This is a genomic window from Salmonella sp. SAL04162 (assembly GCF_046551535.1).
Lineage (GTDB): Bacteria > Pseudomonadota > Gammaproteobacteria > Enterobacterales > Enterobacteriaceae > Salmonella > Salmonella enterica.
Genome location: NZ_JBGDVX010000003.1, coordinates 144,100 through 170,130, shown reverse-complemented (window position 1 = coordinate 170,130; position 26,031 = coordinate 144,100). Strand labels below are relative to the sequence as shown.

Sequence of the window (26,031 nt, the reverse complement as noted above, 5' to 3'; positions counted from 1 at the left end):
CGTGCTTTGTTTGATATCACTAAAGAATTATCTTATATATTTCAGATAAATACCATTTTCAGGCGCTTTTCGCGCTGGTGCGACCACTGAGGAAACTTTACAATTCCCGCCCGAATTTGAGAGAGGAAGGCGACGTGGAAAGGTTTGATGCCGTTATTATAGGCGCTGGCGCAGCGGGCATGTTTTGCGCCGCGCAGGCAGGACAGGCGGGTAGCCGCGTGCTGCTCATCGATAATGGCAAGAAGCCAGGACGTAAAATCCTCATGTCCGGCGGTGGGCGCTGCAACTTTACTAATCTTTATGTTGAGCCTGCTGCGTATTTGAGCCAGAACCCCCATTTTTGTAAATCAGCGTTAGCCCGCTATACCCAGTGGGATTTTATCGATCTGGTCGGCAGGTATGGGATAGCCTGGCATGAGAAAACGCTGGGACAGCTTTTTTGCGATGATTCCGCCCAACGCATTGTCGATATGCTGGTTGCCGAGTGTGACAAAGGCGGCGTAACGATGCGCCTGCGTAGCGAGGTACTGAGCGTCGAGCGTGATGAGTCGGGTTTCGTACTGGCGTTGAACGGCGAGACGGTGACTACGCAAAAGCTGGTGATTGCCAGCGGTGGCCTGTCGATGCCGGGGCTTGGCGCATCGCCGTTTGGCTATAAAATCGCCGAACAGTTTGGTCTCAAGGTGTTGCCGACGCGCGCCGGGCTGGTGCCCTTTACCCTACATAAGCCGCTGTTAGAAAAGCTCCAGACGCTGTCTGGCGTCTCTTTGCCATGCGTGATTACCGCCCGCAATGGTACGGTATTTCGGGAAAACCTACTTTTTACCCATCGTGGGCTGTCCGGCCCCGCTGTTTTACAGATTTCCAGCTACTGGCAACCGGGCGAGTTAGTGAGCATTAACTTATTGCCGGACCTCTCGCTGGAAGACGTTCTCAATGAACAGCGTAACGCGCACCCGAACCAGAGTCTGAAGAACACGCTGGCGATGCATTTGCCGAAACGGTTGGTGGAGTGTTTACAACAGTTGGGGCACATCCCGGATGTATCGCTCAGGCAGTTGAACGTTCGTGACCAGCAGGCGTTAGTTGACACGCTTACGGCCTGGCAAGTGCAGCCTAACGGCACCGAAGGCTATCGGACAGCGGAAGTGACGCTGGGCGGCGTGGATACAAACGAACTATCATCGCGGACTATGGAAGCGCGCCGCGTGCCGGGTCTCTATTTTATCGGCGAAGTGATGGACGTCACCGGCTGGTTGGGCGGCTATAACTTCCAGTGGGCGTGGTCGAGCGCCTGGGCCTGCGCGCAGGATTTGGCGGCAAAACGCTAAGTACCATTACAAACAATAAGCGAATAGACATCCCGGACAGAGGTGTTAGTATCGATTTATAGCAGTTATGAGTATGCGTGTTTCATTTACGGCCAGGAACGCTGATGATGACAACATTACTCCCTCTTTTCCGGGTACCTACATCATTCACTCCCTTTGACGGCGAGCGCTTCATCGGCGTCTGTTCGTCGTCTGGCCCCTTTTCTTTTTTCATTCTTATCCCGAATGGAAACCCCCGCTGAGCGCACGCCCGGCGGACTTTGTGACACGCATGGTTAGACAACAGGGATTACGGCGGGTCGATTATGGACAAAATGAAGCGTCATCTGGTGTGGTGGGGAGCGGGGATTCTTGTGGTGGTGGCCGCGATAGCCTGGTGGATGCTGCGCCCTGCGGGAATACCGGAGGGGTTTGCCGCCAGCAACGGCAGAATTGAAGCCACCGAAGTGGATATTGCCACTAAGATTGCCGGGCGTATTGATACCATCCTCGTTTCGGAAGGGCAGTTCGTTCGTCAGGGCGAGGTGCTGGCGAAAATGGATACCCGCGTATTGCAGGAGCAGCGGCTGGAGGCGATTGCGCAGATTAAAGAGGCCGAGAGCGCAGTTGCCGCCGCCCGTGCCTTGCTGGAGCAACGCCAGAGTGAAATGCGCGCCGCGCAGTCGGTCGTCAAACAGCGGGAAGCTGAGCTGGACTCCGTCTCTAAACGTCACGTGCGTTCTCGTTCGCTGTCACAGCGTGGCGCGGTATCTGTACAACAGTTAGATGACGATCGCGCGGCGGCGGAAAGCGCGCGCGCCGCCCTGGAGACCGCCAAAGCGCAGGTATCTGCGGCAAAAGCGGCGATTGAGGCGGCGCGTACCAGCATTATCCAGGCGCAGACGCGCGTGGAAGCGGCGCAGGCGACCGAGCGGCGTATTGTCGCCGACATCGACGACAGCGAATTAAAAGCGCCGCGCGATGGACGCGTGCAGTACCGCGTTGCGGAGCCGGGCGAAGTGTTATCGGCTGGCGGCCGGGTGTTGAACATGGTCGATCTCAGCGACGTTTATATGACATTTTTCCTGCCGACCGAACAGGCGGGGTTGTTGAAGATCGGCGGCGAAGCGCGACTGGTGCTGGACGCCGCGCCGGATCTGCGTATTCCGGCGACGATCAGTTTTGTCGCCAGCGTGGCGCAGTTCACACCCAAAACCGTGGAAACCCACGATGAACGGTTAAAGCTGATGTTCCGCGTCAAAGCGCGTATTCCGCCAGAGCTGCTGCGACAGCATCTGGAATATGTCAAAACCGGTTTGCCGGGAATGGCATGGGTTCGTCTGGATGAGCGCGTGCCCTGGCCTGACGATCTGAACGTGAGGTTGTCGCAATGACGTCGCTGACGCTGGTGCCTGTTCCTCCCGTGGCGCAGCTTGAGGGGGTGAGCCAGCATTACGGAAAAACGGTCGCGCTGAACAATATCACGCTGGACATTCCCGCCCGTAGTATGGTCGGGCTGATTGGTCCGGACGGGGTGGGTAAGTCGAGCCTGCTGTCGCTGATTTCTGGCGCGCGGGTGATTGAGCAAGGGAACGTTATCGTCCTGGGCGGCGATATGCGCGATGCGAAACATCGCCGCGACGTCTGTCCGCGCATCGCCTGGATGCCGCAGGGGCTGGGGAAAAACCTTTATCACACGTTATCGGTTTATGAGAACGTCGATTTTTTCGCTCGTCTCTTTGGTCATGACAAAGCTGAACGCGAAGCGCGTATTACCGAGCTGCTGAACAGCACCGGCCTGGCGCCGTTTCGTGACCGTCCTGCCGGGAAGCTGTCCGGTGGGATGAAACAAAAGCTGGGGTTGTGCTGTGCGCTGATTCATGACCCGGAATTGCTGATTCTTGATGAGCCTACCACCGGCGTGGACCCGCTCTCCCGCGCTCAGTTCTGGGACTTAATCGACAGTATCCGCCAACGGCAGACCAATATGAGCGTGTTGGTCGCAACGGCCTATATGGAAGAGGCGGAGCGTTTTGACTGGCTGGTGGCGATGAATGCGGGCGAGATACTGGCAACCGGCAGCGCGCAGCAACTGCGGGCAAAAACCCATAGCGCGACGCTGGAACAGGCGTTTATCGCCCTGTTGCCAGAAGCGCAGCGCCAGGCGCATAAGCCAGTGGTGATCCCGCCGTATCACGCTGAGCAGGAAGAGATTGCCATTGAGGCGAAAGATCTGACCATGCGTTTCGGTAAGTTCGTCGCGGTTGACCATGTTAATTTCCGCATTCCGCGCGGCGAGATTTTTGGCTTCCTCGGTTCAAACGGTTGCGGCAAATCGACCACCATGAAAATGCTGACCGGTCTGCTTCCCGCCAGCGAAGGCCAGGCCTGGCTATTTGGCCAGCCGGTAGACCCGAACGACATCGATACCCGTCGCCGGGTCGGGTATATGTCGCAGGCTTTTTCGCTCTATAACGAACTCACCGTGCGGCAGAATCTGGAACTTCATGCCCGCCTGTTTCATATTCCGCCAGCGGAGATCCCGGCGCGCGTCGCGCAGATGATCGAACGCTTTATGCTAACGGAGGTGGAAGATACGCTCCCCGCTTCGTTGCCGCTCGGTATCCGCCAGCGTTTATCGCTGGCGGTAGCGGTGATCCATCGCCCGGAAATGCTGATTCTTGATGAGCCAACGTCCGGCGTTGATCCGGTCGCCAGGGATATGTTCTGGCAGCTTATGGTCGATCTTTCGCGTCAGGATAAGGTGACGATTTTTATCTCGACCCATTTTATGAACGAAGCGGAACGTTGCGACCGAATGTCATTGATGCACGCCGGTAAAGTGCTCGCCAGCGGTACGCCGCAGGAATTGGTGCAACAACGGGGCGCGGCCAATCTGGAGGCGGCGTTTATTTCCTGGCTACAGGAAGCTGCGGGAGCGGCGCCTGAACCCCCAATACCGCCATCCCAGACGCCCGCCGCGTCAGGTAAACCGTCGCGGCAGGGATTGAGCTTCCGGCGTTTGTTCAGCTACAGTCGCCGCGAAGCGCTGGAGCTACGCCGCGATCCGGTACGCTCGACGCTGGCGCTGCTGGGAACGGTAATTCTGATGCTGATTATGGGCTATGGCATCAGTATGGACGTGGAGAACCTGCGTTTTGCCGTACTCGACCGCGATCAAACCGTCAGTAGCCAGGCATGGTCGCTCAATCTGGCGGGATCGCGCTATTTTATCGAACAGCCGCCGCTCGCCAGCTATGACGAGCTTGACCGGCGGATGCGTTCGGGAGAGCTGGCGGTTGCCATTGAGATCCCGCCTAATTTTGGCCGCGATATTGCTCGCGGTACGCCAGCGCAGATTGGCGTCTGGGTGGATGGCGCCATGCCCAGCCGCGCCGAGACGGTGAAGGGGTATGTTCAGGCGATGCACCAAAGCTGGCTGCAGGAGGCGGCAAGTCGTCAGCCGAACCCGGTTAAACAGACCGGGCTGCTCAACATTGAAACGCGCTATCGTTATAACCCGGATGTGAAAAGTCTGCCCGCTATCGTTCCGGCGGTCATTCCGCTGCTGCTCATGATGATCCCGTCAATGCTTAGCGCCCTGAGCGTGGTGCGGGAGAAAGAGCTGGGGTCGATGATTAATCTGTACGTAACGCCGACGACGCGCAGCGAATTTTTGCTGGGTAAACAACTGCCGTATATCGCGCTGGGTATGCTGAACTTCTTGCTACTGTGCGCGCTGTCGGTCTTTGTGTTCGGCGTGCCGCTGAAAGGCAGCTTTCTCACGCTTACCCTCGCGGCGCTACTTTACGTCATCATCGCCACCGGTCTGGGGCTGCTGATCTCTACGTTTATGAAGAGCCAAATCGCCGCTATTTTTGGGACGTCGATTATTACCCTCATTCCGGCAACACAATTTTCCGGCATGATCGATCCGGTGGCTTCGCTGGAAGGACCGGGAAGATGGATCGGCGAGATCTACCCGACCAGCCATTTTCTGACGATCGCGCGCGGGACGTTTTCCAAAGCGTTGGATCTGTCCGATCTCTGGCCGTTATTTATGCCGTTACTGATTGCCGTCCCGGTGGTGATGGGTCTGAGCATTCTGCTGCTGAAAAAACAGGAGGGGTAATGCGCGGATTACGTAATATTTATAACCTCGGCGTCAAAGAACTGCGCAGTCTGCTGGGCGACAAAGCGATGCTGGCGTTGATCGTCTTCGCCTTTACGATTTCGGTTTACTCCTCCGCTACCGTCCTGCCCGGTTCGTTGCATCTTGCCCCTATCGCCATCGCCGATATGGATCAGTCACAGTTGTCGAACCGTATTGTGAATAGTTTTTACCGCCCGTGGTTTCTGCCGCCGGAGATGATTACGGCAACGGAAATGGATGCCGGACTGGATGCCGGACGCTATACCTTTGCGGTCAATATTCCGCCGAATTTCCAGCGTGATGTGCTGGCCGGACGTCAGCCTGATATTCAGGTTAACGTCGATGCGACGCGCATGAGCCAGGCGTTTACCGGCAACAGTTATATCCAGAATATTATTAGCGGCGAGGTCAACAGCTTTGTGGCGCGCGCGCGGGGAGATAACGTTCAGCCGGTGTCGCTGGAGATTCGGATGCGCTTTAACCCGAATCTGGACCCGGCGTGGTTTGGCGGCGTGATGGCGATTATCAACAACATTACCATGCTGGCGATAGTGCTGACCGGATCGGCGCTGATCCGCGAGCGAGAACACGGCACGGTAGAGCATCTGTTGGTGATGCCGGTCACGCCCTTTGAGATCATGATGGCAAAAGTATGGTCGATGGGGCTGGTCGTGCTGGTGGTTTCCGGTTTGTCTTTGATGTTGATGGTGAAAGGCGTACTTGGCGTACCGATTGAAGGATCGATCCCATTGTTTATGTTGGGCGTGGCGCTGAGCCTTTTCGCCACCACTTCAATTGGGATTTTTATGGGCACCATCGCCCGTTCGATGCCGCAGCTGGGGTTATTAATGATTCTGGTACTGTTGCCGCTACAAATGCTTTCCGGCGGTTCCACGCCGCGCGAAAGTATGCCGCAGGCGGTGCAGGATATTATGCTGACCATGCCGACGACGCATTTTGTCAGCCTTGCCCAGGCGATTCTTTATCGCGGCGCAGGTTTGAGCATCGTCTGGCCGCAGTTCCTGACCCTGCTGGCGATAGGCGGCGTGTTCTTCCTGATAGCGCTGTTACGCTTCAGAAAAACGATTGGCACAATGGCGTAAACATTATTGCCGGATGGCGGCTGCGCCTCATCCGGCCTACAAACGACAGACGTGCGAGCGTAGGCCGGGCAAGCGAAGCGCCCCCGGTAAGGCGCTGGGGCGTTAGTCTTCTTTCGGCAAACACTGCAAGTGGCCGTGGCGCACGCCGCGCTGGGCGATAACATCATCGGCAAAATGCTGTACGTCGCCCATATCGCCCTTCAGAACGGCGATCTCCAGACAGTCATCGTGGTTGATATGGACGTGCAGCGTGGCGACGGATAAATCATGATGATGATGCTGGGTGGAGACGATGCGGCTGGCTAAATCCCGTTTCTCATGTTCATAAACATATGAAAGTACCGCGAAACCCTGTGTACCGTGTTCCTGGGTGGCCTCCTGCGCCAGAGCGCCGCGCAGAATATCACGGATCGCTTCGGAGCGATTGTTATAGCCGCGTCGCTGGCTCAGGCTGTCCAGCGTTTCCAGTAAATCGTCATCGAGGGTGATGGTGACACGTTGCATCTGACTTAAACCTTTTGGTATGGCGCGTCGGCGCATGGGAAGCTCCGCATTTTGTAACACACGTCCGCCGCCAGAGGGAAAAATTAATGTGTCATAACGCTTTTGTTATCGTCTGCGGCGTCAGCGTAAACGGTGTGGGGGTACAGACTGCCAGACTGAGCGTATCGAGCTGACACTGGCTGACCGACAAGGCAGAGGGCAACGTGCTGTCCACGCTGACGATTTGCCAGGCGCTGCCGCCGCGTTGTTTTACGATGGCTTCTTTACGCGTCCAGATACGCCAGAAGGCCGCCAGTTGTCGCTCCGGACGTTCCGCTTCCATTTCAGCATGTTCGCCGAGGCTGAATACCGCATTTGCCAGCGAACGCCAGTTATCGCGCGGGCGGATCACTTCAATATCGCAGCCGACTTCACCTTCGTCGCTAAGCAACAGAGCAATAGTGTCGCCGCTATGGCTGAGGTTAAACCACAGCGGCGTTCCGGCGGAAAAAGCCGGTTTACCCTGTTCGCCATACACCATCTCCGGTAGCGGCGAGAGCGCACGGGAAAGCAGCACGCGCCCGGCCAGCCAGCTTGCCCGGCGAACGCCCTGCGGCGCCTGAGCGATTAACGCGTCGGGCAATTGACCTGCGCTTAATGTTGACACTTTTCCCAGAACGACCTGGTACATATCAGGACCAACGTTGCCTATGAAGAAGAGGAGATTGTAGCATCTGTCGCCTCATCCCGGTAAACGGCTTTTCGGTCGGCCTGGCCCCAGTAAGATCGCCAGTTTGCTGCCGCCTTTAGTGGTTTCCATCCAGATTTTGCAGACGCTGGTCAAAGGAACGGACAAGAGCATCCCGACCGGGCCTAATAGCCATCCCCAGACCAGTAACGAAAGAAATACCACCAGCGTGGACATTCCCAGACGATGGCCCATCATGCGTGGCTCCATAATGTTGCCAATCACCATATGGACCACCAAAAAGAGCGCGCCGACCAGTACGCACTCGTAAAAACCGTTAAATAACAGCGCCTGAATCATGGGGGGAACGGCGGAAATCACCGAGCCGATATTAGGAACGTAATTGAGCAAAAAGGCCAGTACGCCCCACATTAGCGCAAACTGAATATCCATTAACGCCAGTCCCAGCCAGATAATCGCGCCCGTCCATAAACTGAGCAGCGTTTTCAGCGCCAGATAATGCGAGACGCCTTTCAGGGCGCGGTGCAGGCCGGCAATATGGATTTGTGGATTGTTTAGCGCGAAACGTAATTTATAAGGCACGTGACGCACCTCAAACAGCATAAAAACCACGGTCATCACCAGCAGCACAATGCTTGCCATCGCGCCCGATACGCCGGTCATTAATGTTGTGGTGAAGAGCATGATTTTATCGGAGTCCATCCCGCGGAGCATACGTTCCGGCGACATATGTAAATTCAGGAAGGGCATTAACTCCTGAAGGTGTAAGACCTTACGCGTCAGCTCCTTGCTGTATTTAGGCAGCATAGCGATAAATTCATTAAGCGATGCAGCAAGCACACCCACCAGCGCGGTAAGCACGATCAGCATGACGACCACTACGATAGTAATCGCCAGCGGTCGCTTCACGCCCCGGCGAATAAACCAGGTCACTAATGGATTAAGAACAATGGCGAAAAAGAGCGCCAGCAAGAGTTGTACAATAATATCCGCCGCGGCATGAATCCCGGCGAGAATAATAACCAGGGAGGCCAGTTTCAGCAGAATATGCATACCCGTTTTGTCGGGTTGAGCGGTTGCCATGAAGTTTTCCTTGTTGTGTTTTTTTCTAAGTGTAGCGGCTGCCCTGATACCGATAATCTGAATCTCACTACTGATTTTCACCGCGCGCCATGATAGAAAAGAAAACATGTTGTAAAAATGCGGTGATACTCATGCCCGAACCCGTCGCTGAACCGGCGCTAAACGGATTGCGCCTCAATCTGCGTATTGTCTCCATTGTGATGTTTAACTTTGCCAGCTACCTGACCATCGGCCTGCCGCTCGCCGTCTTGCCAGGCTATGTGCATGATGCGATGGGATTCAGCGCGTTCTGGGCGGGGCTTATTATCAGCCTGCAATACTTCGCCACTCTGTTAAGCCGTCCCCATGCCGGGCGGTATGCGGATGTATTAGGGCCGAAAAAAATCGTTGTCTTTGGCTTATGCGGCTGTTTTTTAAGCGGACTCGGCTACCTGCTGGCGGATATCGCCAGCGCCTGGCCGCTGATCAGTTTGTTGCTACTGGGGCTGGGTCGCGTGATTTTGGGGATTGGGCAAAGTTTTGCCGGCACCGGTTCGACACTGTGGGGCGTCGGCGTCGTCGGGTCGTTGCATATTGGTCGGGTTATCTCCTGGAACGGTATCGTCACCTACGGCGCAATGGCGATGGGCGCGCCGCTGGGCGTGCTGTGTTATGCCTGGGGCGGGTTACAGGGGCTGGCGCTAACGGTGATGGGCGTGGCGCTGTTGGCGATACTGTTAGCCCTTCCACGTCCGTCGGTGAAGGCGAACAAAGGCAAGCCGCTGCCGTTTCGCGCGGTGCTGGGGCGTGTCTGGCTGTATGGTATGGCGTTGGCGCTGGCCTCGGCAGGGTTTGGCGTCATCGCGACGTTTATTACCTTATTTTATGATGCTAAAGGCTGGGATGGTGCCGCCTTTGCGCTCACGTTATTTAGCGTCGCGTTTGTCGGCACGCGTTTGCTGTTCCCTAACGGTATCAATCGTTTAGGCGGGTTGAATGTCGCCATGATCTGCTTTGGCGTGGAGATTATTGGTCTGTTACTGGTGGGAACGGCAGCCATGCCGTGGATGGCAAAAATCGGCGTTTTACTCACGGGGATGGGGTTTTCGCTGGTCTTTCCGGCGCTGGGCGTGGTGGCCGTCAAAGCCGTGCCGCCGCAGAACCAGGGCGCGGCGCTGGCGACCTATACCGTCTTTATGGATATGTCTTTGGGGGTTACCGGGCCGCTGGCGGGGCTGGTGATGACCTGGGCGGGCGTGCCGGTGATTTATCTGGCGGCGGCCGGGCTGGTAGCGATGGCGCTATTGCTGACCTGGCGCTTAAAAAAACGGCCTCCGTCTGCACTGCCGGAGGCCGCATCATCGTCGTAAAGGTTATTTAACAACCAACGTATTGATGATGTTTTCAGCCGTGGTTTGCGCTTTTTGCTGATTGTCCGCAGGCAGCGTGACCTGAATCGTCAGCAATTGGTTATCCACTTTGCCCAGCACGATGGAAGAGTACGCTGTCTGGCCTTTCGCGGAGATAATGCTGTCCAGTTGTTGCAACGTATGGCCTTTGAGCTCAATAGACTTATTGGTGACGACCTGAAGCTGCGGGTCGCGGCTACGCTGTTGCTCAAGCAGGCGGTTCGCCAGCACCGGCAACGCTTCATCGGTATTATCGCCGACGATAACAATCACCGCTTTCTGGCCCGTCGGGTCAGAATAAACGTGCATATTATTCGCCTGGGTGCCCAGCTTACCGCTTTGATCGGTCATATCCGCCGGCAGTGAGAAACTGAGTTTGCCATCCATCAGGCTGATGGGCTGACCGGAGGCCTGGCTTTCTGCGGCGGCGCTTTCTGCCGACGCTTTTGTATCGTTGTTATCACAGGCCGCAAGCCCCATAACCAGCAGGCCAATACCGGCATATTTAACCAAATTGCGCATTGACTTCTTCCTTTCGATAAACGGCCATAACGGCTCATTCGCTCATCTTATCACAACTCGGAAAACGAACCTTTAACTTGCCGGTAATGGGGAAATTTCAGATTTATCTGCCAGCTTTTTCAGCAACATATTCAGTAGAACGCCGTACATCGGCAGGAAGAAAATAATGCTGATGAGCACCTTAAAGCAATAATCCACCAGCGCAATTTCCATCCAGTGCCCGGCCATAAAGGCATCGGGGCTTCGCCAGAACGCAATGAAGAAAAAGGCAAGGGTATCGCTGATATTGCCAAACAGCGTTGAAGCGGTCGGTGCCAGCCACCAGCGACGATTTTGGCGCAGGCGGTTAAACACATGGACATCAAGGATCTGTCCCAGCGCGTAGGCCATAAAGCTGGCGGCGGCGATACGGGCGACAAACAGATTAAAGTTCGCCAGCGCGGCGAAACCTTGCCAGGCGCCCATATAGAACAGCGATGACACCACATATGACACCAGCAGCGCAGGGATCATGACGGCGAAGATAATGCGGCGCGCCAGCGGTGCGCCAAAAATACGCACGGTAAGATCGGTGGCGAGAAAAATAAAAGGAAAACTAAACGCGCCCCAGGTCGTGTGGAAACCAAAAATAGTGATGGGGAGCTGCACCAGATAGTTACTGGAAATGATCACCAGTAAATGGAATAGCGATAGCCAGAACAACGCTTTTACGCGCTGTGATTGTGTAAACGGAGTCATATTGTGACCTTTTTGTTGGATGGGGTGAGGGAACCCAATAAAGAACCGCCGCATAATACTGTTTTGCGCTGGCATTGCAATGGCTAATTTTCACGCAATCGTTAACCTGCCTGGCTTACTGACGAAGATGGGCGTAAAATATCGCCGTTTTTCTACCATTGAGACGAAGATGAGCGATCTGTTTTCCTCCCCTGACCATACGCTTGACGCCCTGGGGCTGCGTTGCCCTGAACCGGTAATGATGGTGCGCAAAACGGTGCGCAACATGCAAACTGGCGAAACATTGCTGATTATCGCCGACGATCCGGCGACAACGCGTGATATTCCGGGGTTCTGTACCTTTATGGAACACGATTTGCTGGCGCAAGAGACGGAGGGTCTGCCGTACCGCTATTTATTGCGTAAAGCGCATTAACCGCACGGCAGATAGCATTCTGATTAGAAGCTTTCCCAGTTCGCCTGTTCTGCGGCGGGCTGTGGCGTTAAACCTTTGCTTAACGGCGTTGGCGACGCCTCCCGACGAGGCTGTTTCTGGATGCGGAACGCGGCGACCGCCTGACGAAGTTCGTTAGCCTGATCTTCCAGCGCCGCTGCCGCTGCTGCGGATTCCTCTACCAGCGAGGCGTTTTGCTGCGTCACGCTGTCCATTTCCGATACCGCCTGCGCCACCTGCTCAATGCCTTTGCTTTGCTCATCGGAGGCAGAGGCGATTTCGCCCATAATATCGGTCACGCGAGTCACGGCTTTGACGATCTCTTTCATGGTTTCTCCCGCTTCGCGTACCTGCGTAGAGCCGGTATCAATGCGCGACACGGAGTTTTCAATCAGCACTTTGATCTCTTTGGCGGCCTGCGCGCTACGGCTGGCCAACGTACGTACCTCTCCGGCCACGACCGCGAATCCTCGCCCCTGTTCGCCGGCGCGGGCGGCTTCTACCGCGGCGTTCAGCGCCAGGATATTAGTCTGGAAGGCGATACCGTCAATCACGCTGGTGATGTCCACGATTTTTTCCGAGCTTTCGGCGATATCGTTCATGGTATTCACTACGTTATCCACCACGCGTCCTCCTTTACGCGCGGTTTCTGATGCGGTTTTCGCCAGACCCGTCGCCTGTCGTGCGTTATCGGTGTTTTGCCGTACCGTGGCGGTTAACTGTTCCATGCTGGCGGCGGTCTCCTCCAGCGCCGAGGCCTGCTGTTCGGTACGGGAAGAGAGGTCGCTGCTGCCAGCGGAAATTTCGCCTGCGCCAGTATAGATAGAGTCTGCGTTATCGCGCACCGCGCTGACGGTACGGATTAACGACTGCTGCATCGTTTTGAGACCGGCGGCCAGTTGACCCATTTCACTGCGTCCTTCAGCCTCTATCTCATGGGTAAGATCGCCGTCAGCAATAGTTTGAATGTGCGCCATAATCCGTTGCAGCGGGCGGAGTAGAACGCGTTGCAGCCCCAGCCAGATAAACGCCAGTACGATGAGCACGATAAGTAGAATTATCCCCAGCGTCCATTGCATCTGGGTAAAACTGCTCTGGTTCTGATCGCTGGCTAATTTTATTAATTGCGCATTTTGAGAGAGCCACTGGTTATATACCTGCTCCATGTCATCCTGCGCTTTTTGCGCGTCAAGGTTGCCATAGGCGGCGTAATTATCGGCTTTAAGATAGTGGATAGACTGCTGCAAAACGTCATACATCTGCTTAAAGCTGGCTTCGGCCTGGGTATCCAACGCCGGATCTTTGCCTGCGATCGCTTCGGAGTTCACGTAGTTGTTGAAATGCTTTTCCGCTTCGTTGAGCGACGCGCCAGCGTTGGTTAACAGCGTGTTCATGGCGTCCAGCGAGGCGGGATCGCGCTGATTTTTTAACATGCGTATCGCCACGCGGTTAATGGTGACGCGGGTTTCGATCAATGTCTGAAAACTGCCGCCCAGTTCCTGTTGTTGGTAACTCAGCGCGCTCGCATTCTGGAAATTCAGCCGATCGCTGCTGACGGCGGAATAAAACAGTATTCCTGTCACCAGCAATAAGGCGCTAAATATGCCCAGCGTCGCGATAACGCCGGTGATGACTTTGATATTTTTCATAGTGCCTAACATTCCTTATTTTGTAGACGGTATGATCAATATCGGTTGGATAAAAATTAACCTTACATCAAATCACGCTATTTCTGATTAATGGTTTGATAAGTAATAGAAAATAAATAATTTTCGCGTGAATAATATGTACAAAGAAAGGAATATCGCGGGATAACCCGGCGACACGACGCCGCCGGGTGGGAGAAGATTAGTTTTTACGCAGCAAACGTAGCGCATTGGCGGTCACCAATACCGTGGCTCCCGTATCCGCCAGGATTGCCAGCCATAGCCCGGTAAAACCCAGTAGCGTCGTCACCAGGAAAATGGCCTTCAGCCCCAGCGCAATGGTGATGTTCTGCCGGATATTCGCGTGGGTAGCGCGCGCCAGCGTAATCATCTGCGCTAACCCGCGCAGACGGTTATGAGTAAGGGCGGCGTCAGCCGTTTCCAGCGCGACGTCAGTACCGCTGCCCATCGCAATTCCGATACTGGCGGCTTTCATCGCGGGCGCATCATTAATGCCGTCGCCCACCATCGCCAGCGGCGCTTGTTGGTTAAGGGCGGTGACTGCCCGCACCTTGTCTTCCGGCAGTAGTCCGGCTTTAAACGCCAGATCCAGCTCGCCGGCAATCGCTGCCGCCGCCCGTGGGTTATCGCCGGTCAGAATCACGCCGTTAACGCCTAACTGATGCAGTTCGCGGATGGCGTCGCGCGCATCGTCACGCAACGTATCCTGGAGGGCGAGGACGCCAACAACGGTCTCGTTACGTAGCACCAGAACCACCGTCTGCCCGGCGTTTTCCAGTTCGCTAATTTGCCCGGCAAACGCTGCCGCAGGCTGTTTTCCCGCCGCGCAAATCAGAATACGTTCGCCGTTAACCTGCGCTTCAATTCCGGTGCCGGCCAGCGTTCGCTGCGATTCCGCCGTCGGGATCGCCAGATCGCGTGTCTGCGCTTCGCGGACAATAGCCTGCGCCAGCGGGTGCGTAGCGCCTTGTTCTACGGCTGCCGCCAGCGCCAACAGTTCAGCCTCGCTGATAGCGCTTGCCGGATGAATCGCCGTCACCCGTGGTTTACCGATGGTCAACGTACCGGTTTTATCAAAGGCAACCTGCGTGATACGGCCCAGTTGCTCCAGCGCTGCGCCGCCTTTAATCAATGCGCCGCGCCGTGCCGCCGCCGCCAGCCCGGAGGTAATGGCCGCGGGCGTGGAGATCACCAGCGCGCACGGGCAGCCGATGAGCAGCAGCGTCAGCCCTTTATAAATCCACTCCTGCCAGCCGCCATCGAACATCAGCGGCGGAATAAGCGTCACCAGCAGTGCGATGACCATAATGACTGGCGTGTAGATGCGGCTGAAACGGTCAATAAACCGCTCAATGGGCGCACGGCGCTCTTCCGCCTCTTCAATCAGCGTCAGGATACGGTCAATCGCGCTGGCGCCAGGTTCAGATAGCACCTCCAGGGTGACGAGACGGTCAACGCTGGTCGCGCCTGCCGGGACTTTGTCGCCCGTTGCGCGCTCCACTGGGATAGACTCGCCGGTGAGCGCGCTTTCATCAAAGCTGGCGAAACCGGAAACCAGTTTACCGTCGGCGGGTAAACGCCCCCCGGCGGCGACTTCGATAATATCGCCCGGTCGCAGGGTATTAATAGCGACCTCTTCCCGTACGCCGTCGCGCAGACGGGTCGCCGTTTCCGGTTTAAGCGCCATTAACGCGCTGACGCCTTTACGGGCGCGGCTGGCGGCCCATCCTTCCAGGCGCTCGCCGATGAGGAACAGCAGCAATACCATTGCCGCCTCCGCCGTCGCGCCAATAAACAGCGCGCCAATGGCGGCGACGCTCATCAGCGTTTCAATAGCGAACCAACTGCCGCTTTTCATCAGCCGCAGCGCCTGGCGGGCAATAGGATACAGACCGACCAGAGTGGTGACGATAAAGGCCAGTTGGCCGAACGGGTGGTTAAATTGCTCCAGCCCCCAGCTTATCGCCATCATAATGATCAGCGTAATAAGCGGCAGGTTCTCTTTAAGACGAGATTCAGGCGCGGCGTCGCGCGAATCTTCGCTACGCAAGGTATAACCCGCCTTCTGTACGGCGCGTTCAATTTGCGCGCGGAGGTCGGCGTCGGCATCGACCACTAACTTTTCGGTGGCGAACAGCACTTGCGCCTGGTTGACGCCGCGAATTTGGCGGACCGCATTCTCCACTTTTCGGGCGCAGGCGGCGCAGTCCATGCCGGAGATTTTCCAGGTATAGCGCGTGCCTGCCACGGCAGTAGAAACAGGCGCGCTGGACGCGCAATGTTCTTCGCAGCAGCAGCTATCGGCCTTCTGTATTGCCGGGGCTAATCTGAAGGAGGTAAAGGGCGGGACTTTTTTGCCATCGGTATCAGGGGTCGACATAACGTCCTCCGGTTGATGATAATTTTCTCATTAACCGGAGGATACACTCTGGAGTCGACTCCAGAGTCAAGCGCTATTATTTACAGGTACAGCGAGCGAACAATCAGGAAGTGTCCGGCAAAGTAGCAGGCGGCGGCAATCGCGTTATCCGCCCGGAAACGGCGGCGGTAATGGCTACCCAGCCAGACGATATTGCCGATGAACAGCAGCGTCGCGCCGGTAAAGGCCGAAAGGGCTGGCGCCGTTGGGCGGAAGAACCACAGTTCGCCCGCCAGCCAGACCATGACCAGAGTCATGGCGATAAAAGTACATACCGGCCAGCGTAGCTCCTCCAGTCGCGTCCAGATAACGGCGATAAGCAACGCGCCGACTATCAGTAACGCCAGCGGCAGCGGCCAGAAGAACGACAACGTCATTTGGCTGGCAAAGTAAATGGTGTAGAGCAGATGCGATAAGAAAAATGCCCCGACGGCGTACAGCAGGCGTTGACGCGGTAAGAGCGTTAACGCATCGCCGACCAGCGAGGCGCACAGTCCGGCCAACACAAGATAACTGATGGCGTCAAACATCGGCGCTTGCCAGGCCAGCAACAGCAATAGTAATAACGTGACGGGCTTAAAAACCCAGCGTTGCCAGGCTGGCCCGCGATAGGAGGCGTCCACATACAGCCATGCGGACAGGCAGACAGCGATAAACGACCAAAGCATCTTAATTCCTTGAATTCGTTATTTTTTCGCAAACGGTATGCTTGCGGCTCTATTATTCAGTGTAGAGGCCGTGACGGTCAGATGACAACACTATAACGGGCAGGGTATGCTTATTTCCGCATTTTCTGACAGGTTAACAGTATGAGTAAGCCACCGCTTTTCTTCATTATAATCATTGCATTAATCGTAGTTGCCGCGTCGTTTCGCTTCGTTCAGCAACGGCGGGAAAAAGCCGCTAATGAGGCGGCGCCGTTACAGCAAAAGCTGGTCGTGGTCAGCAATAAACGGGAGAAGCCGGTTAATGACCGACGCTCTCGCCAGCAGGAAGTGAGCCCGGCGGGAACCAGTATGCGCTATGAGGCAAGTTTTAAGCCGCTCAATGGCGGTCTGGAAAAAACGTTCCGTTTACAAGCGCAGCAGTACCACGCTTTGACGGTGGGCGATCAAGGTACGCTGAGCTATAAGGGAACGCGGTTCGTCGGGTTTGTTAGCCGTACCCCGGATAACGAATAAACCGTCATCCGGCAGCAAACGTTATTTTTTGTTCTTAAACTTCTTCTGCCAGACCAGCAGCTCAAACACGCCGAACAGGAAAATGCGGATTTTCTCTCCCGTCGTCATCTGCGGACCCTCTTTCGGTATCGTTGATTTCAGCAACGCCAACTGCATACCGTGCATCAGCGCCATGAACACCAACGCCACGTTGACGAAGATATTGAGCGGGCGCGGGAAGGGTTGCACCAGGTTAAGAATCAAAAATGCCCACACGAAGAGCATTAATAAGCGGCCCAGATTAATCAACATCATTTTCTCCTTGCGCGTCGCGCTGATACAGACGATAAGCGACCTGTCCGGCCACCTTTTCTCGATACAATGCCCAGTTCGCCGGAACGGGCGGCAGACCGTTTTCCACCTCGCTTTCTACGTAGATTAGCGCGTCGTCGGCCAGCCATCCCTGGGTTTCCAGCAATTGTAACGTCTCTTCCAGCAGCCCTTTACGAAACGGCGGGTCGACAAAGACGACGTGATGCGGCGTCCCCGGCTGGCTGAGGAAGGTCAGAGTATTGGTATTGACGACGCGAGCATTGTTGGCTTTCAGCGTCGCCAGATTTTTTTGCAACTGCTGCGATACGGCGCGATCCATTTCCAGTAACGTTGCCTGGGCCGCATAACGCGATAGCGCTTCCAGACCCAGCGCGCCGCTGCCGGCAAAGCAATCCAGACAATGGGCGTCTACCATTACCGGAGCCAGCCAGTTAAATAACGTTTCGCGCACGCGATCGGTGGTGGGACGCAGACCCGGGCTGTCCGGAACCGGTAATTTACGGCCACGCCATTGCCCGCCAATAATGCGGATTTGGCCGCTGCCAAAGTGAGTCGGTTTTTTCATTTCTCTTGCTCGAACCGCCTGTTGCAAGTTATTCCAGGCGGTGATGTGAATTAAGTTAAGTGATAGACTATTTCATCATTTTTTTAGCTTCCATGTATATAGCGCCGCGAGGGGTGTAGTCGCAGATGGCAAAACAGAAAAAACGTGGCTTCTTTTCCTGGTTGGGCTTCGGTGATAAAGAGCAGAAGCAGGAACAGACCGAAGAACAGCAGATTGTTGAGGAACAACGACCGGTTGAGCCCCCTGTTGAAACGGCGGCAGACATAGACGCGCAAACGCCCGCGCACAGCAAAGCAGAAACCGAAGCCTTTGCGGAAGAGGTGGTGGACGTTACTGAGAAGGTTCAGGAGAGCGAAAAACCGCAGCCGGTAGAGCCGGAGCCCGCGGCGGCCATTGAGACGGCAGCGCCGCAGATCGCGGTGGAACGCGAGGAGTTGCCGCTACCGGAAGAGGTCAAAGACGAGGCTATCTCGCCGGAAGAGTGGCAGGCCGAAGCGGAAACCGTAGAGGTCATTGCCGCGGTAGAAGAAGAGGGCGAAAACGCGGCGAAATTCACCGACGAAGAGCTGGAAGCGCAGGCGCTGGCCGCTCAGGCGGCGGAAGAGGCGGTGATGGTTGTTCCGCCAGCGGAAGAAGACGCGCCGGTGGAAGCGATCGTTCAGGAGCAGGAAAAACCGACTAAAGAAGGTTTCTTTGCCCGCCTGAAACGCAGCCTGCTGAAAACCAAAGAAAATCTCGGTTCCGGATTTATCAGTCTGTTCCGCGGCAAGAAAATCGACGATGATTTGTTCGAGGAGCTGGAAGAGCAGTTGCTCATCGCTGATGTCGGGGTGGAAACCACGCGTAAGATTATCGCTAATCTGACGGAAGGCGCCAGCCGCAAACAGCTTAAAGATGCCGAGGCGCTGTATGGTCTGTTGAAAGACGAGATGGGCGAGATTCTGGCGAAGGTAGACGAACCGCTTAATATTGAAGGTAAAACGCCTTTTGTTATTCTGATGGTTGGCGTGAACGGCGTGGGTAAAACCACTACTATCGGTAAACTGGCGCGCCAGTTTGAGCAGCAGGGTAAATCAGTGATGCTGGCGGCGGGGGATACTTTCCGCGCGGCGGCGGTCGAACAGCTACAGGTCTGGGGACAGCGTAACAACATTCCGGTTATCGCCCAGCATACCGGCGCGGACTCCGCCTCGGTGATTTTTGACGCTATCCAGGCCGCGAAGGCGCGTAATGTGGATGTGTTAATTGCCGATACGGCAGGGCGTTTGCAGAACAAGTCGCACCTGATGGAAGAGCTGAAAAAAATCGTTCGCGTCATGAAAAAGCTGGACGAAGAAGCGCCACATGAAGTTATGCTGACCATTGACGCCAGCACCGGACAGAACGCGGTAAGCCAGGCCAAACTGTTCCATGAAGCGGTAGGCTTAACCGGTATTACCCTGACCAAGCTGGACGGTACGGCGAAAGGCGGGGTGATTTTCTCGGTAGCTGACCAGTTTGGCATTCCTATTCGTTACATTGGCGTGGGCGAACGTATCGAGGATTTGCGTCCGTTTAAGGCGGACGATTTTATTGAGGCACTTTTTGCCCGAGAGGATTAACAATGATTCGCTTTGAACATGTCAGCAAGGCCTATCTCGGCGGGAGACAAGCGCTGCAGGGAGTGACATTCCATATGCGGCCAGGCGAGATGGCGTTTCTGACCGGCCACTCCGGCGCGGGGAAAAGTACCCTGCTGAAGCTAATCTGTGGGATTGAGCGGCCCAGCGCCGGCAAAATCTTCTTCAGCGGGCATGATATTACGCGCCTGAAAAACCGCGAAGTGCCGTTTTTGCGCCGCCAGATTGGGATGATTTTCCAGGATCACCATCTGCTGATGGATCGCACGGTCTATGACAATGTGGCGATACCGTTAATCATTGCCGGTGCCAGCGGCGATGATATCCGTCGTCGTGTGTCGGCGGCGCTGGATAAGGTTGGACTACTGGACAAAGCGAGAAACTTCCCGATTCAACTCTCCGGAGGCGAACAGCAGCGCGTGGGCATCGCCCGCGCGGTGGTCAATAAGCCAGCGGTATTGCTGGCGGATGAACCGACCGGGAACCTGGACGACGCGTTGTCGGAAGGGATTTTACGTCTGTTTGAAGAGTTTAACCGCGTAGGGGTGACGGTACTGATGGCGACGCACGATATTGGACTTATCTCCCGTCGTTCCTATAGGCAGCTCGTCCTGAGCGATGGACATCTGCATGGAGGCCTGGCCAATGAATAGGCGCGACGCGATTAACCAAATCAGGCAGTTCGGCGGACGGTTGGATCGACTGCGTAAGTCTCGCGGCGGAACAGGCGGCGGGCGCAACGCGCCAGGACGCCAGAAGCCGACGCCGAAACCGAACTCACGTAAAACGAACGTCTTTAATGAGCAGGTGCGCTATGCCTGGCACGGCGCGCTGCAGGATCTGAAAAGCAAACCGCTGGCGACGTTTCTGACGGTGATGGTGATCGCCATCTCCCTGACGCTGCCCAGCGTCTGTTACATGGTCTATAAGAACGTCAACCAGGCGGCGACTCAGTATTACCCGTCGCCGCAGATCACCGTTTATCTGCAAAAAACGCTGGATGATGACGCGGCGGCGCGGGTCGTTGGGCAGCTTCAGGCCGAGCAGGGCGTTGAGAAGGTCAACTACCTGTCCCGTGAGGACGCGCTGGGAGAATTCCGCAACTGGTCGGGTTTTGGCGGCGCGCTGGATATGCTGGAAGAGAACCCGCTACCGGCGGTGGCGGTGGTGATCCCCAAGCTGGACTTTCAAAGTACCGCCTCGCTTAATACGCTGCGCGACCGTATCTCGCAGATTAACGGCATTGACGAAGTCCGCATGGATGATAGCTGGTTTGCGCGCCTGGCGGCGCTCACCGGGCTGGTGGGCCGTGTGTCGGCGATGATCGGCGTGCTGATGGTCGCGGCGGTCTTCCTCGTTATCGGCAACAGCGTGCGTCTGAGCATTTTTGCCCGTCGCGACACCATTAACGTGCAAAAGCTGATTGGCGCGACCGATGGCTTTATCCTGCGTCCGTTCCTCTACGGCGGCGCGTTGCTCGGTTTTTCCGGCGCGTTTCTTTCACTGATATTGTCTGAAATTTTGGTGATGCGTTTATCATCGGCGGTGACTGAAGTGGCGCAGGTCTTCGGCACGAAGTTTGATCTCAATGGCTTATCGTTCGATGAGTGCCTGTTGCTGCTGCTGGTCTGTTCCATGATTGGCTGGATCGCCGCCTGGTTGGCCACGGTGCAACATTTACGTCACTTTACTCCCGATTGATAAAATCGTGGTATAATCTTTCCCTGCAATGGGCTTCCGTTCGCAGGGAAAGAGTCCCTGTTGTCTCTTCCCCGCGCGTCATCTTTATGTCACAAGATTTGTGCAAATTATGCACAGTGTTACATTGAACTTGTGGATAAAATCACTGTCTGATAAAAGAGTGGGTGATATTCTCGTTGCTCATCGGCTTTGGCACGGTTGTTGCTCGCTGACGGTGCCAGGCAATACTGATTGAGAGGATTTGAATGACCAAAGAAATGCAAAATTTAGCTTTAGCCCCTGTTGGCAACCTGGAATCTTATATCCGGGCGGCGAACGCGTGGCCGATGTTATCGGCTGACGAGGAGCGGGCATTGGCTGAAAGGCTGCATTACCAGGGCGATCTGGAAGCAGCTAAAACGCTGATCCTGTCTCACCTGCGCTTTGTTGTTCATATTGCTCGTAACTATGCGGGCTATGGTCTGCCGCAGGCGGATTTGATCCAGGAAGGCAACATCGGCCTGATGAAAGCCGTACGTCGTTTTAACCCGGAAGTAGGCGTGCGCCTGGTTTCCTTCGCCGTACACTGGATTAAAGCAGAAATTCACGAATACGTGCTGCGTAACTGGCGTATCGTTAAAGTCGCAACCACGAAAGCGCAGCGTAAGCTGTTCTTTAATCTGCGTAAAACCAAGCAGCGTCTGGGCTGGTTTAATCAGGATGAGGTTGAAATGGTGGCGCGCGAACTGGGTGTTTCCAGTAAAGACGTGCGTGAGATGGAGTCGCGTATGGCGGCGCAGGACATGACGTTTGACATGTCTTCGGACGATGAGTCCGACAGCCAGCCAATGGCGCCGGTGCTGTATCTGCAGGATAAATCGTCTAACTTTGCCGACGGCATTGAAGACGATAACTGGGAAGAGCAGGCCGCCAACCGACTGACCGATGCGATGCAGGGGCTCGACGAGCGTAGCCAGGATATTATCCGCGCTCGCTGGCTGGACGAAGACAATAAGTCTACGTTGCAGGAGCTGGCCGATCGTTACGGCGTCTCCGCTGAGCGTGTGCGCCAGCTTGAAAAGAACGCCATGAAAAAGCTTCGCGCTGCGATCGAAGCGTAATCTTCGCGAATTGCCAATGAACCCTCGAATGTGAATTCGGGGGTTTTGTTTTTTGTAGGCCGGATAAGGCGTTTACGCTGCCATCCGGCAACACGTTTGCCCGATGGCGCTTCGCTTATCGGGCCTACGGGCCCTTCCTCTCCCCCACCGACACAAATCTGTTATCTGGATGTAAATTTAGCTATTCCAAAATAATAAAAATCGGGTATGTTTTAGCAGAGTATGCTGCTAAAGCACGAGTAGCTAGCCAATAATCGAAATAAAGTGCTGAACAATAACACCACAACACACGTAACAACCAGAATAATGGGGATTATCAGGATGAATATGAAGGGTAAAACGTTATTGGCAGGATGTATCGCCCTGTCATTAAGCCATATGGCATTCGCCGAGGACATTAAAGTCGCGGTTGTCGGCGCGATGTCCGGTCCGGTAGCGCAGTATGGCGATCAGGAGTTTACCGGTGCGGAACAGGCAATTGCCGATATCAATGCGAAAGGCGGTATTAAAGGCGATAAGCTCGTCGCGGTGAAATATGACGACGCCTGTGACCCGAAACAGGCGGTAGCTGTCGCTAACAAAGTGGTGAACGACGGCATCAAGTATGTTATCGGTCACTTATGCTCCTCTTCCACACAGCCAGCGTCTGATATCTACGAAGACGAAGGTATCCTGATGATAACCCCGGCGGCGACCGCGCCGGAGCTGACCGCACGCGGCTATAACCTGATTTTGCGTACCACCGGCCTGGACTCTGACCAGGGGCCAACGGCGGCAAAGTATATTCTGGAGAAGGTAAAACCGCAGCGCATCGCGATTATCCACGATAAGCAGCAGTACGGCGAAGGGCTGGCGCGCGCGGTGCAGGACGGTCTGAAGAAAGGCGGCGTTAATGTCGTATTCTTTGACGGCATCACCGCCGGCGAAAAAGATTTCTCCACTCTGGTAGCGCGTCTGAAAAAAGAGAATATCGACTTTGTCTACTACGGCGGTTATCACCCGGAAATGGGGCAGATTTTGCGCCAGTCCCGCGCCGCAGGGCTGAAAACTCAGTTTATGGGGCCGGAAGGGGTCGCGAACGTCTCGCTGTCTAACATCGCCGGAGAGTCGGCGGAAGGCTTACTGGTCACCAAACCGAAGAACTACGATCAGGTGCCAGCGAACAAACCGATTGTGGATGCCATCAAAGCCAAGAAACAAGATCCTAGCGGCGCATTCGTGTGGACCACCTACGCCGCGCTGCAATCCTTACAGGCGGGGCTGAACCACTCCGACGATCCGGCGGAAATCGCCAAATACCTGAAAGGCGCCACGGTCGACACCGTAATGGGACCGCTGTCATGGGATGAGAAAGGCGATCTGAAAGGATTTGAGTTCGGCGTGTTTGACTGGCATGCGAACGGTACGGCGACAGACGCTAAGTAATTTTCCTGGCGCCTTTCGCGCTGCAGGTGCGTTGGCTACGTTATTCAACCCCGGTCACTTACTTATGTAAGCTCCCGGGGATTTCATAACTTGCCGCCTGCCTGCAACGCGAAATTCTTGGAAAATTGCGAGGTGGTTTTTATCTTTTCTCCCGGCATGTAGGCCGGATAAGCGTCAGCGCCATCCGGCTTTCTTTTAGCGCTTCTCCCAGCCGTCATGCTGGGCGGTAAAACCTAACGCCTGCATAAACGCGGCCATCACGCTGCGGTCTTCAACACCGACATCCGCCATCCACCACGACGAGACGTTGGGATTATCGCGGATGACTTCTTCTACCAGGTATTGCCCGACGCCGCGACGACGGGTGATTTCACGCACGCGTAAGGAATCCAGCGCGCCCTGCGTTCCGCTCAGCGTCACTCTTACGGCGCCCAACAAACGCTCGTTAAACCGCGCGGCATAAATCCGGTGCGTTTCATCTACGCTTAATGAGGAGGCGGAATATTCCGGCCAGATTTTGCCCAGATCGATCTGATCCTGAGCGCTAAAGTGTTCTAAACGAAGGATAGTCAGCTTCATCGACGGCTTGTCCCGATTTCAAAAGATGCGATCAGTGTACCGAAACAGGCAGGCCAGATGCTTTCTCTTTTTTGTGTCATTTACCAGGTTATTAATTTTTTAACAACGATAATTACAGTTTGAAGCATTAGAGAATGGAAAACAGGCAGCATAATTCCCTGAATGCTAGTGAATTATTCCGCTTAATATGCCGTTATTTTATGCTGACAAGCATGCTTTTTTTTGTTTATCTATAGCGAAAAGCAGAATATTATCTTTTCTTAATAGACTGAAAAATAGAGATTTTAATCTTATTATGCTTTAAATGCTGCGCTAACTCATTAATGAGTCAGTAAAAAGCGCACCATTTATAAAAAGTACAGTCTGCTTTTTAACCAGCAAAAAACAAAACATATAACATCACGAATGGGGATACAGGCACATGAAACGGAAAGCGAAAACAATAATCGCAGGGATTGTTGCATTAGCAGTCTCGCAGGGGGCAATGGCAGATGATATTAAAGTCGCCATAGTCGGGGCGATGTCCGGCCCGGTAGCGCAATGGGGCGATATGGAATTTAACGGCGCGCGCCAGGCCATTAAAGACATCAACGCTAAAGGCGGTATTAAAGGCGATAAGCTGGTCGGCGTAGAGTACGATGATGCCTGCGATCCAAAACAGGCGGTGGCGGTGGCCAACAAAATCGTTAACGACGGTATTCAGTACGTTATTGGTCACTTGTGTTCTTCTTCTACTCAGCCAGCATCCGATATCTATGAAGATGAAGGTATTCTGATGATCTCCCCAGGGGCGACTAACCCGGAGCTGACCCAGCGCGGCTATCAGTACATTATGCGTACCGCCGGCCTGGACTCCTCCCAGGGGCCAACAGCCGCGAAATATATCCTGGAAACGGTGAAACCGCAGCGCATCGCTATCATTCACGATAAACAGCAATACGGCGAAGGACTGGCGCGCTCCGTGCAGGATGGCCTGAAGCAAGGCAATGCCAATATTGTCTTTTTTGATGGTATTACCGCCGGCGAAAAAGATTTCTCCGCCCTGATTGCCCGCTTGCAAAAAGAGAATATCGACTTTGTGTATTACGGCGGCTACTACCCGGAAATGGGGCAGATGCTGCGCCAGGCGCGGGCTAATGGCCTGAAAACGCAATTTATGGGGCCGGAAGGCGTGGGTAACGCGTCGCTGTCCAATATTGCGGGCGGTGCGGCGGAAGGCATGTTGGTGACGATGCCAAAACGTTATGACCAGGACCCGGCGAATAAAGCGATTGTCGAGGCGCTGAAAGCCGACAAGAAAGATCCCAGCGGTCCGTATGTCTGGATCACCTACGCCGCCGTCCAGTCGCTGGCGACCGCAATGACGCGTAGCGCCAGCCATGCTCCGCTGGATCTGGTGAAAGATCTTAAAGCTAACGGGGCTGATACCGTTATTGGGCCGCTGAAATGGGATGAAAAAGGCGATCTTAAGGGATTTGAATTTGGCGTCTTCCAGTGGCACGCCGACGGCTCGTCAACCGTCGCGAAGTAATGCCAGAAGA

General features: G+C 55.1%; 25 protein-coding genes. 13 read left to right on the top strand and 12 right to left on the bottom strand.

The features are described from left to right. The first annotated feature begins 134 nt into the window (after positions 1-134). The 4 genes from ACLJRH_RS07725 to ACLJRH_RS07710 all read left to right on the top strand — a co-directional run bounded on the left by ACLJRH_RS07725 (position 135) and on the right by ACLJRH_RS07710 (position 6,566). Positions 135-1,331 (top strand): NAD(P)/FAD-dependent oxidoreductase, encoded by a 1,197-nt coding sequence (locus ACLJRH_RS07725; protein WP_023137380.1) that lies wholly within the window; start codon positions 135-137, stop codon positions 1,329-1,331. A 305-nt stretch (positions 1,332-1,636) separates the two neighbouring features. Then, positions 1,637-2,704 carry an HlyD family secretion protein gene (locus tag ACLJRH_RS07720; RefSeq protein WP_000359845.1) on the top strand — a complete coding sequence of 356 codons (1,068 nt, stop codon included), beginning with the start codon at positions 1,637-1,639 and terminating at the stop codon, positions 2,702-2,704. Next, entirely contained in the window at positions 2,701-5,442 is a 2,742-nt protein-coding gene (rbbA, locus tag ACLJRH_RS07715; RefSeq protein ID WP_023137381.1) for a ribosome-associated ATPase/putative transporter RbbA, read from the top strand. The genes ACLJRH_RS07720 and rbbA overlap by 4 nt, the downstream gene beginning before the upstream one ends. Continuing rightward, on the top strand, positions 5,442-6,566 hold the full coding sequence (locus ACLJRH_RS07710) for an ABC transporter permease (RefSeq protein ID WP_001214750.1): 1,125 nt from the start codon (positions 5,442-5,444) through the stop codon (positions 6,564-6,566). The genes rbbA and ACLJRH_RS07710 overlap by 1 nt, the downstream gene beginning before the upstream one ends. Positions 6,567-6,668: 102 nt before the next feature. On the opposite strand, the gene nikR is transcribed toward ACLJRH_RS07710, so the two are convergent. From nikR to ACLJRH_RS07695, 3 genes are all read right to left on the bottom strand, one after another. Beyond that, positions 6,669-7,070: a nickel-responsive transcriptional regulator NikR gene (gene nikR, locus ACLJRH_RS07705; protein ID WP_001190057.1), complete on the bottom strand. Its 402-nt coding sequence runs from the start codon at positions 7,068-7,070 to the stop codon at positions 6,669-6,671. Between the two features lie 91 nt (positions 7,071-7,161). Further along, complete coding sequence (gene acpT / locus ACLJRH_RS07700) at positions 7,162-7,740, bottom strand: 4'-phosphopantetheinyl transferase AcpT (RefSeq protein WP_000285380.1); 579 nt, start codon at positions 7,738-7,740, stop codon at positions 7,162-7,164. 51 nt (positions 7,741-7,791) lie between these two features. Then, on the bottom strand, positions 7,792-8,841 hold the full coding sequence (locus ACLJRH_RS07695; protein WP_000179588.1) for an AI-2E family transporter: 1,050 nt from the start codon (positions 8,839-8,841) through the stop codon (positions 7,792-7,794). Between the two features lie 89 nt (positions 8,842-8,930). Between ACLJRH_RS07695 and ACLJRH_RS07690 the strand changes: the two genes are divergently transcribed. Next, positions 8,931-10,190: an MFS transporter gene (locus tag ACLJRH_RS07690; RefSeq protein WP_077905455.1), complete on the top strand. Its 1,260-nt coding sequence runs from the start codon at positions 8,931-8,933 to the stop codon at positions 10,188-10,190. A gap of 3 nt (positions 10,191-10,193) precedes the next feature. Here the strand turns inward: ACLJRH_RS07690 and ACLJRH_RS07685 are convergent, their stop codons facing one another. Then, positions 10,194-10,751: a DcrB family lipoprotein gene (locus ACLJRH_RS07685; RefSeq protein WP_001245278.1), complete on the bottom strand. Its 558-nt coding sequence runs from the start codon at positions 10,749-10,751 to the stop codon at positions 10,194-10,196. Between the two features lie 72 nt (positions 10,752-10,823). Beyond that, complete coding sequence (locus ACLJRH_RS07680; RefSeq protein WP_001518097.1) at positions 10,824-11,489, bottom strand: 7-cyano-7-deazaguanine/7-aminomethyl-7-deazaguanine transporter; 666 nt, start codon at positions 11,487-11,489, stop codon at positions 10,824-10,826. A gap of 169 nt (positions 11,490-11,658) precedes the next feature. On the opposite strand from ACLJRH_RS07680, the gene tusA reads away from it, so the two are divergent. Beyond that, complete coding sequence (gene tusA / locus ACLJRH_RS07675) at positions 11,659-11,904, top strand: sulfurtransferase TusA (protein WP_001541054.1); 246 nt, start codon at positions 11,659-11,661, stop codon at positions 11,902-11,904. Positions 11,905-11,927: 23 nt separating this feature from the next. Here tusA and tcp read toward each other — a convergent pair whose 3' ends face one another. The 3 genes from tcp to ACLJRH_RS07660 all read right to left on the bottom strand — a co-directional run bounded on the left by tcp (position 11,928) and on the right by ACLJRH_RS07660 (position 16,676). Next, entirely contained in the window at positions 11,928-13,571 is a 1,644-nt protein-coding gene (gene tcp / locus ACLJRH_RS07670) for a methyl-accepting chemotaxis citrate transducer (protein ID WP_023137382.1), read from the bottom strand. 199 nt (positions 13,572-13,770) lie between these two features. Continuing rightward, entirely contained in the window at positions 13,771-15,969 is a 2,199-nt protein-coding gene (gene zntA / locus ACLJRH_RS07665) for a Zn(II)/Cd(II)/Pb(II) translocating P-type ATPase ZntA (protein WP_000106652.1), read from the bottom strand. 80 nt (positions 15,970-16,049) lie between these two features. Further along, positions 16,050-16,676 (bottom strand): lysoplasmalogenase, encoded by a 627-nt coding sequence (locus ACLJRH_RS07660; protein WP_000964735.1) that lies wholly within the window; start codon positions 16,674-16,676, stop codon positions 16,050-16,052. 141 nt (positions 16,677-16,817) lie between these two features. Here ACLJRH_RS07660 and ACLJRH_RS07655 point away from each other — a divergent pair, with 141 nt between their 5' ends. Then, positions 16,818-17,189: a DUF2500 domain-containing protein gene (locus tag ACLJRH_RS07655; RefSeq protein WP_000042850.1), complete on the top strand. Its 372-nt coding sequence runs from the start codon at positions 16,818-16,820 to the stop codon at positions 17,187-17,189. A 21-nt stretch (positions 17,190-17,210) separates the two neighbouring features. Here ACLJRH_RS07655 and ACLJRH_RS07650 read toward each other — a convergent pair whose 3' ends face one another. Continuing rightward, positions 17,211-17,480, bottom strand: a complete 270-nt coding sequence (locus ACLJRH_RS07650; protein WP_000906762.1) for a DUF1145 family protein — start codon at positions 17,478-17,480, stop codon at positions 17,211-17,213. Next, a complete protein-coding gene (gene rsmD, locus ACLJRH_RS07645; RefSeq protein ID WP_023137383.1) occupies positions 17,470-18,066 on the bottom strand; it encodes a 16S rRNA (guanine(966)-N(2))-methyltransferase in 597 nt (198 codons plus the stop codon). Before rsmD ends, ACLJRH_RS07650 begins: the two co-directional genes overlap by 11 nt. A 125-nt stretch (positions 18,067-18,191) precedes the next feature. Here rsmD and ftsY point away from each other — a divergent pair, with 125 nt between their 5' ends. From ftsY to livJ, 5 genes are all read left to right on the top strand, one after another. After that, positions 18,192-19,667 (top strand): signal recognition particle-docking protein FtsY, encoded by a 1,476-nt coding sequence (gene ftsY, locus ACLJRH_RS07640; protein ID WP_023137384.1) that lies wholly within the window; start codon positions 18,192-18,194, stop codon positions 19,665-19,667. Positions 19,668-19,669: 2 nt separating this feature from the next. After that, positions 19,670-20,338, top strand: coding sequence for a cell division ATP-binding protein FtsE (ftsE, locus tag ACLJRH_RS07635; protein ID WP_000617729.1), 669 nt, complete (start codon positions 19,670-19,672; stop codon positions 20,336-20,338). Further along, positions 20,331-21,386, top strand: a complete 1,056-nt coding sequence (ftsX, locus tag ACLJRH_RS07630) for a permease-like cell division protein FtsX (protein ID WP_001081707.1) — start codon at positions 20,331-20,333, stop codon at positions 21,384-21,386. Before ftsE ends, ftsX begins: the two co-directional genes overlap by 8 nt. A 245-nt stretch (positions 21,387-21,631) precedes the next feature. After that, the gene (gene rpoH / locus ACLJRH_RS07625) at positions 21,632-22,486 is read left to right on the top strand and encodes an RNA polymerase sigma factor RpoH (protein WP_000159621.1); all 855 of its coding nucleotides are present in this window, start codon (positions 21,632-21,634) and stop codon (positions 22,484-22,486) included. Between the two features lie 321 nt (positions 22,487-22,807). Beyond that, positions 22,808-23,911 (top strand): branched chain amino acid ABC transporter substrate-binding protein LivJ, encoded by a 1,104-nt coding sequence (livJ, locus tag ACLJRH_RS07620; RefSeq protein WP_001528146.1) that lies wholly within the window; start codon positions 22,808-22,810, stop codon positions 23,909-23,911. Between the two features lie 83 nt (positions 23,912-23,994). On the opposite strand, the gene ACLJRH_RS07615 is transcribed toward livJ, so the two are convergent. Together ACLJRH_RS07615 and panM are read right to left on the bottom strand one after the other, a co-directional pair. After that, positions 23,995-24,129 carry a hypothetical protein gene (locus ACLJRH_RS07615; RefSeq protein WP_001517957.1) on the bottom strand — a complete coding sequence of 45 codons (135 nt, stop codon included), beginning with the start codon at positions 24,127-24,129 and terminating at the stop codon, positions 23,995-23,997. After that, on the bottom strand, positions 24,107-24,490 hold the full coding sequence (gene panM, locus ACLJRH_RS07610; protein ID WP_000778873.1) for an aspartate 1-decarboxylase autocleavage activator PanM: 384 nt from the start codon (positions 24,488-24,490) through the stop codon (positions 24,107-24,109). The genes ACLJRH_RS07615 and panM overlap by 23 nt, the downstream gene beginning before the upstream one ends. A gap of 421 nt (positions 24,491-24,911) precedes the next feature. Between panM and livK the strand changes: the two genes are divergently transcribed. Further along, complete coding sequence (gene livK / locus ACLJRH_RS07605) at positions 24,912-26,021, top strand: high-affinity branched-chain amino acid ABC transporter substrate-binding protein LivK (RefSeq protein WP_000822976.1); 1,110 nt, start codon at positions 24,912-24,914, stop codon at positions 26,019-26,021. The last annotated feature ends 10 nt before the right edge of the window (positions 26,022-26,031 follow it).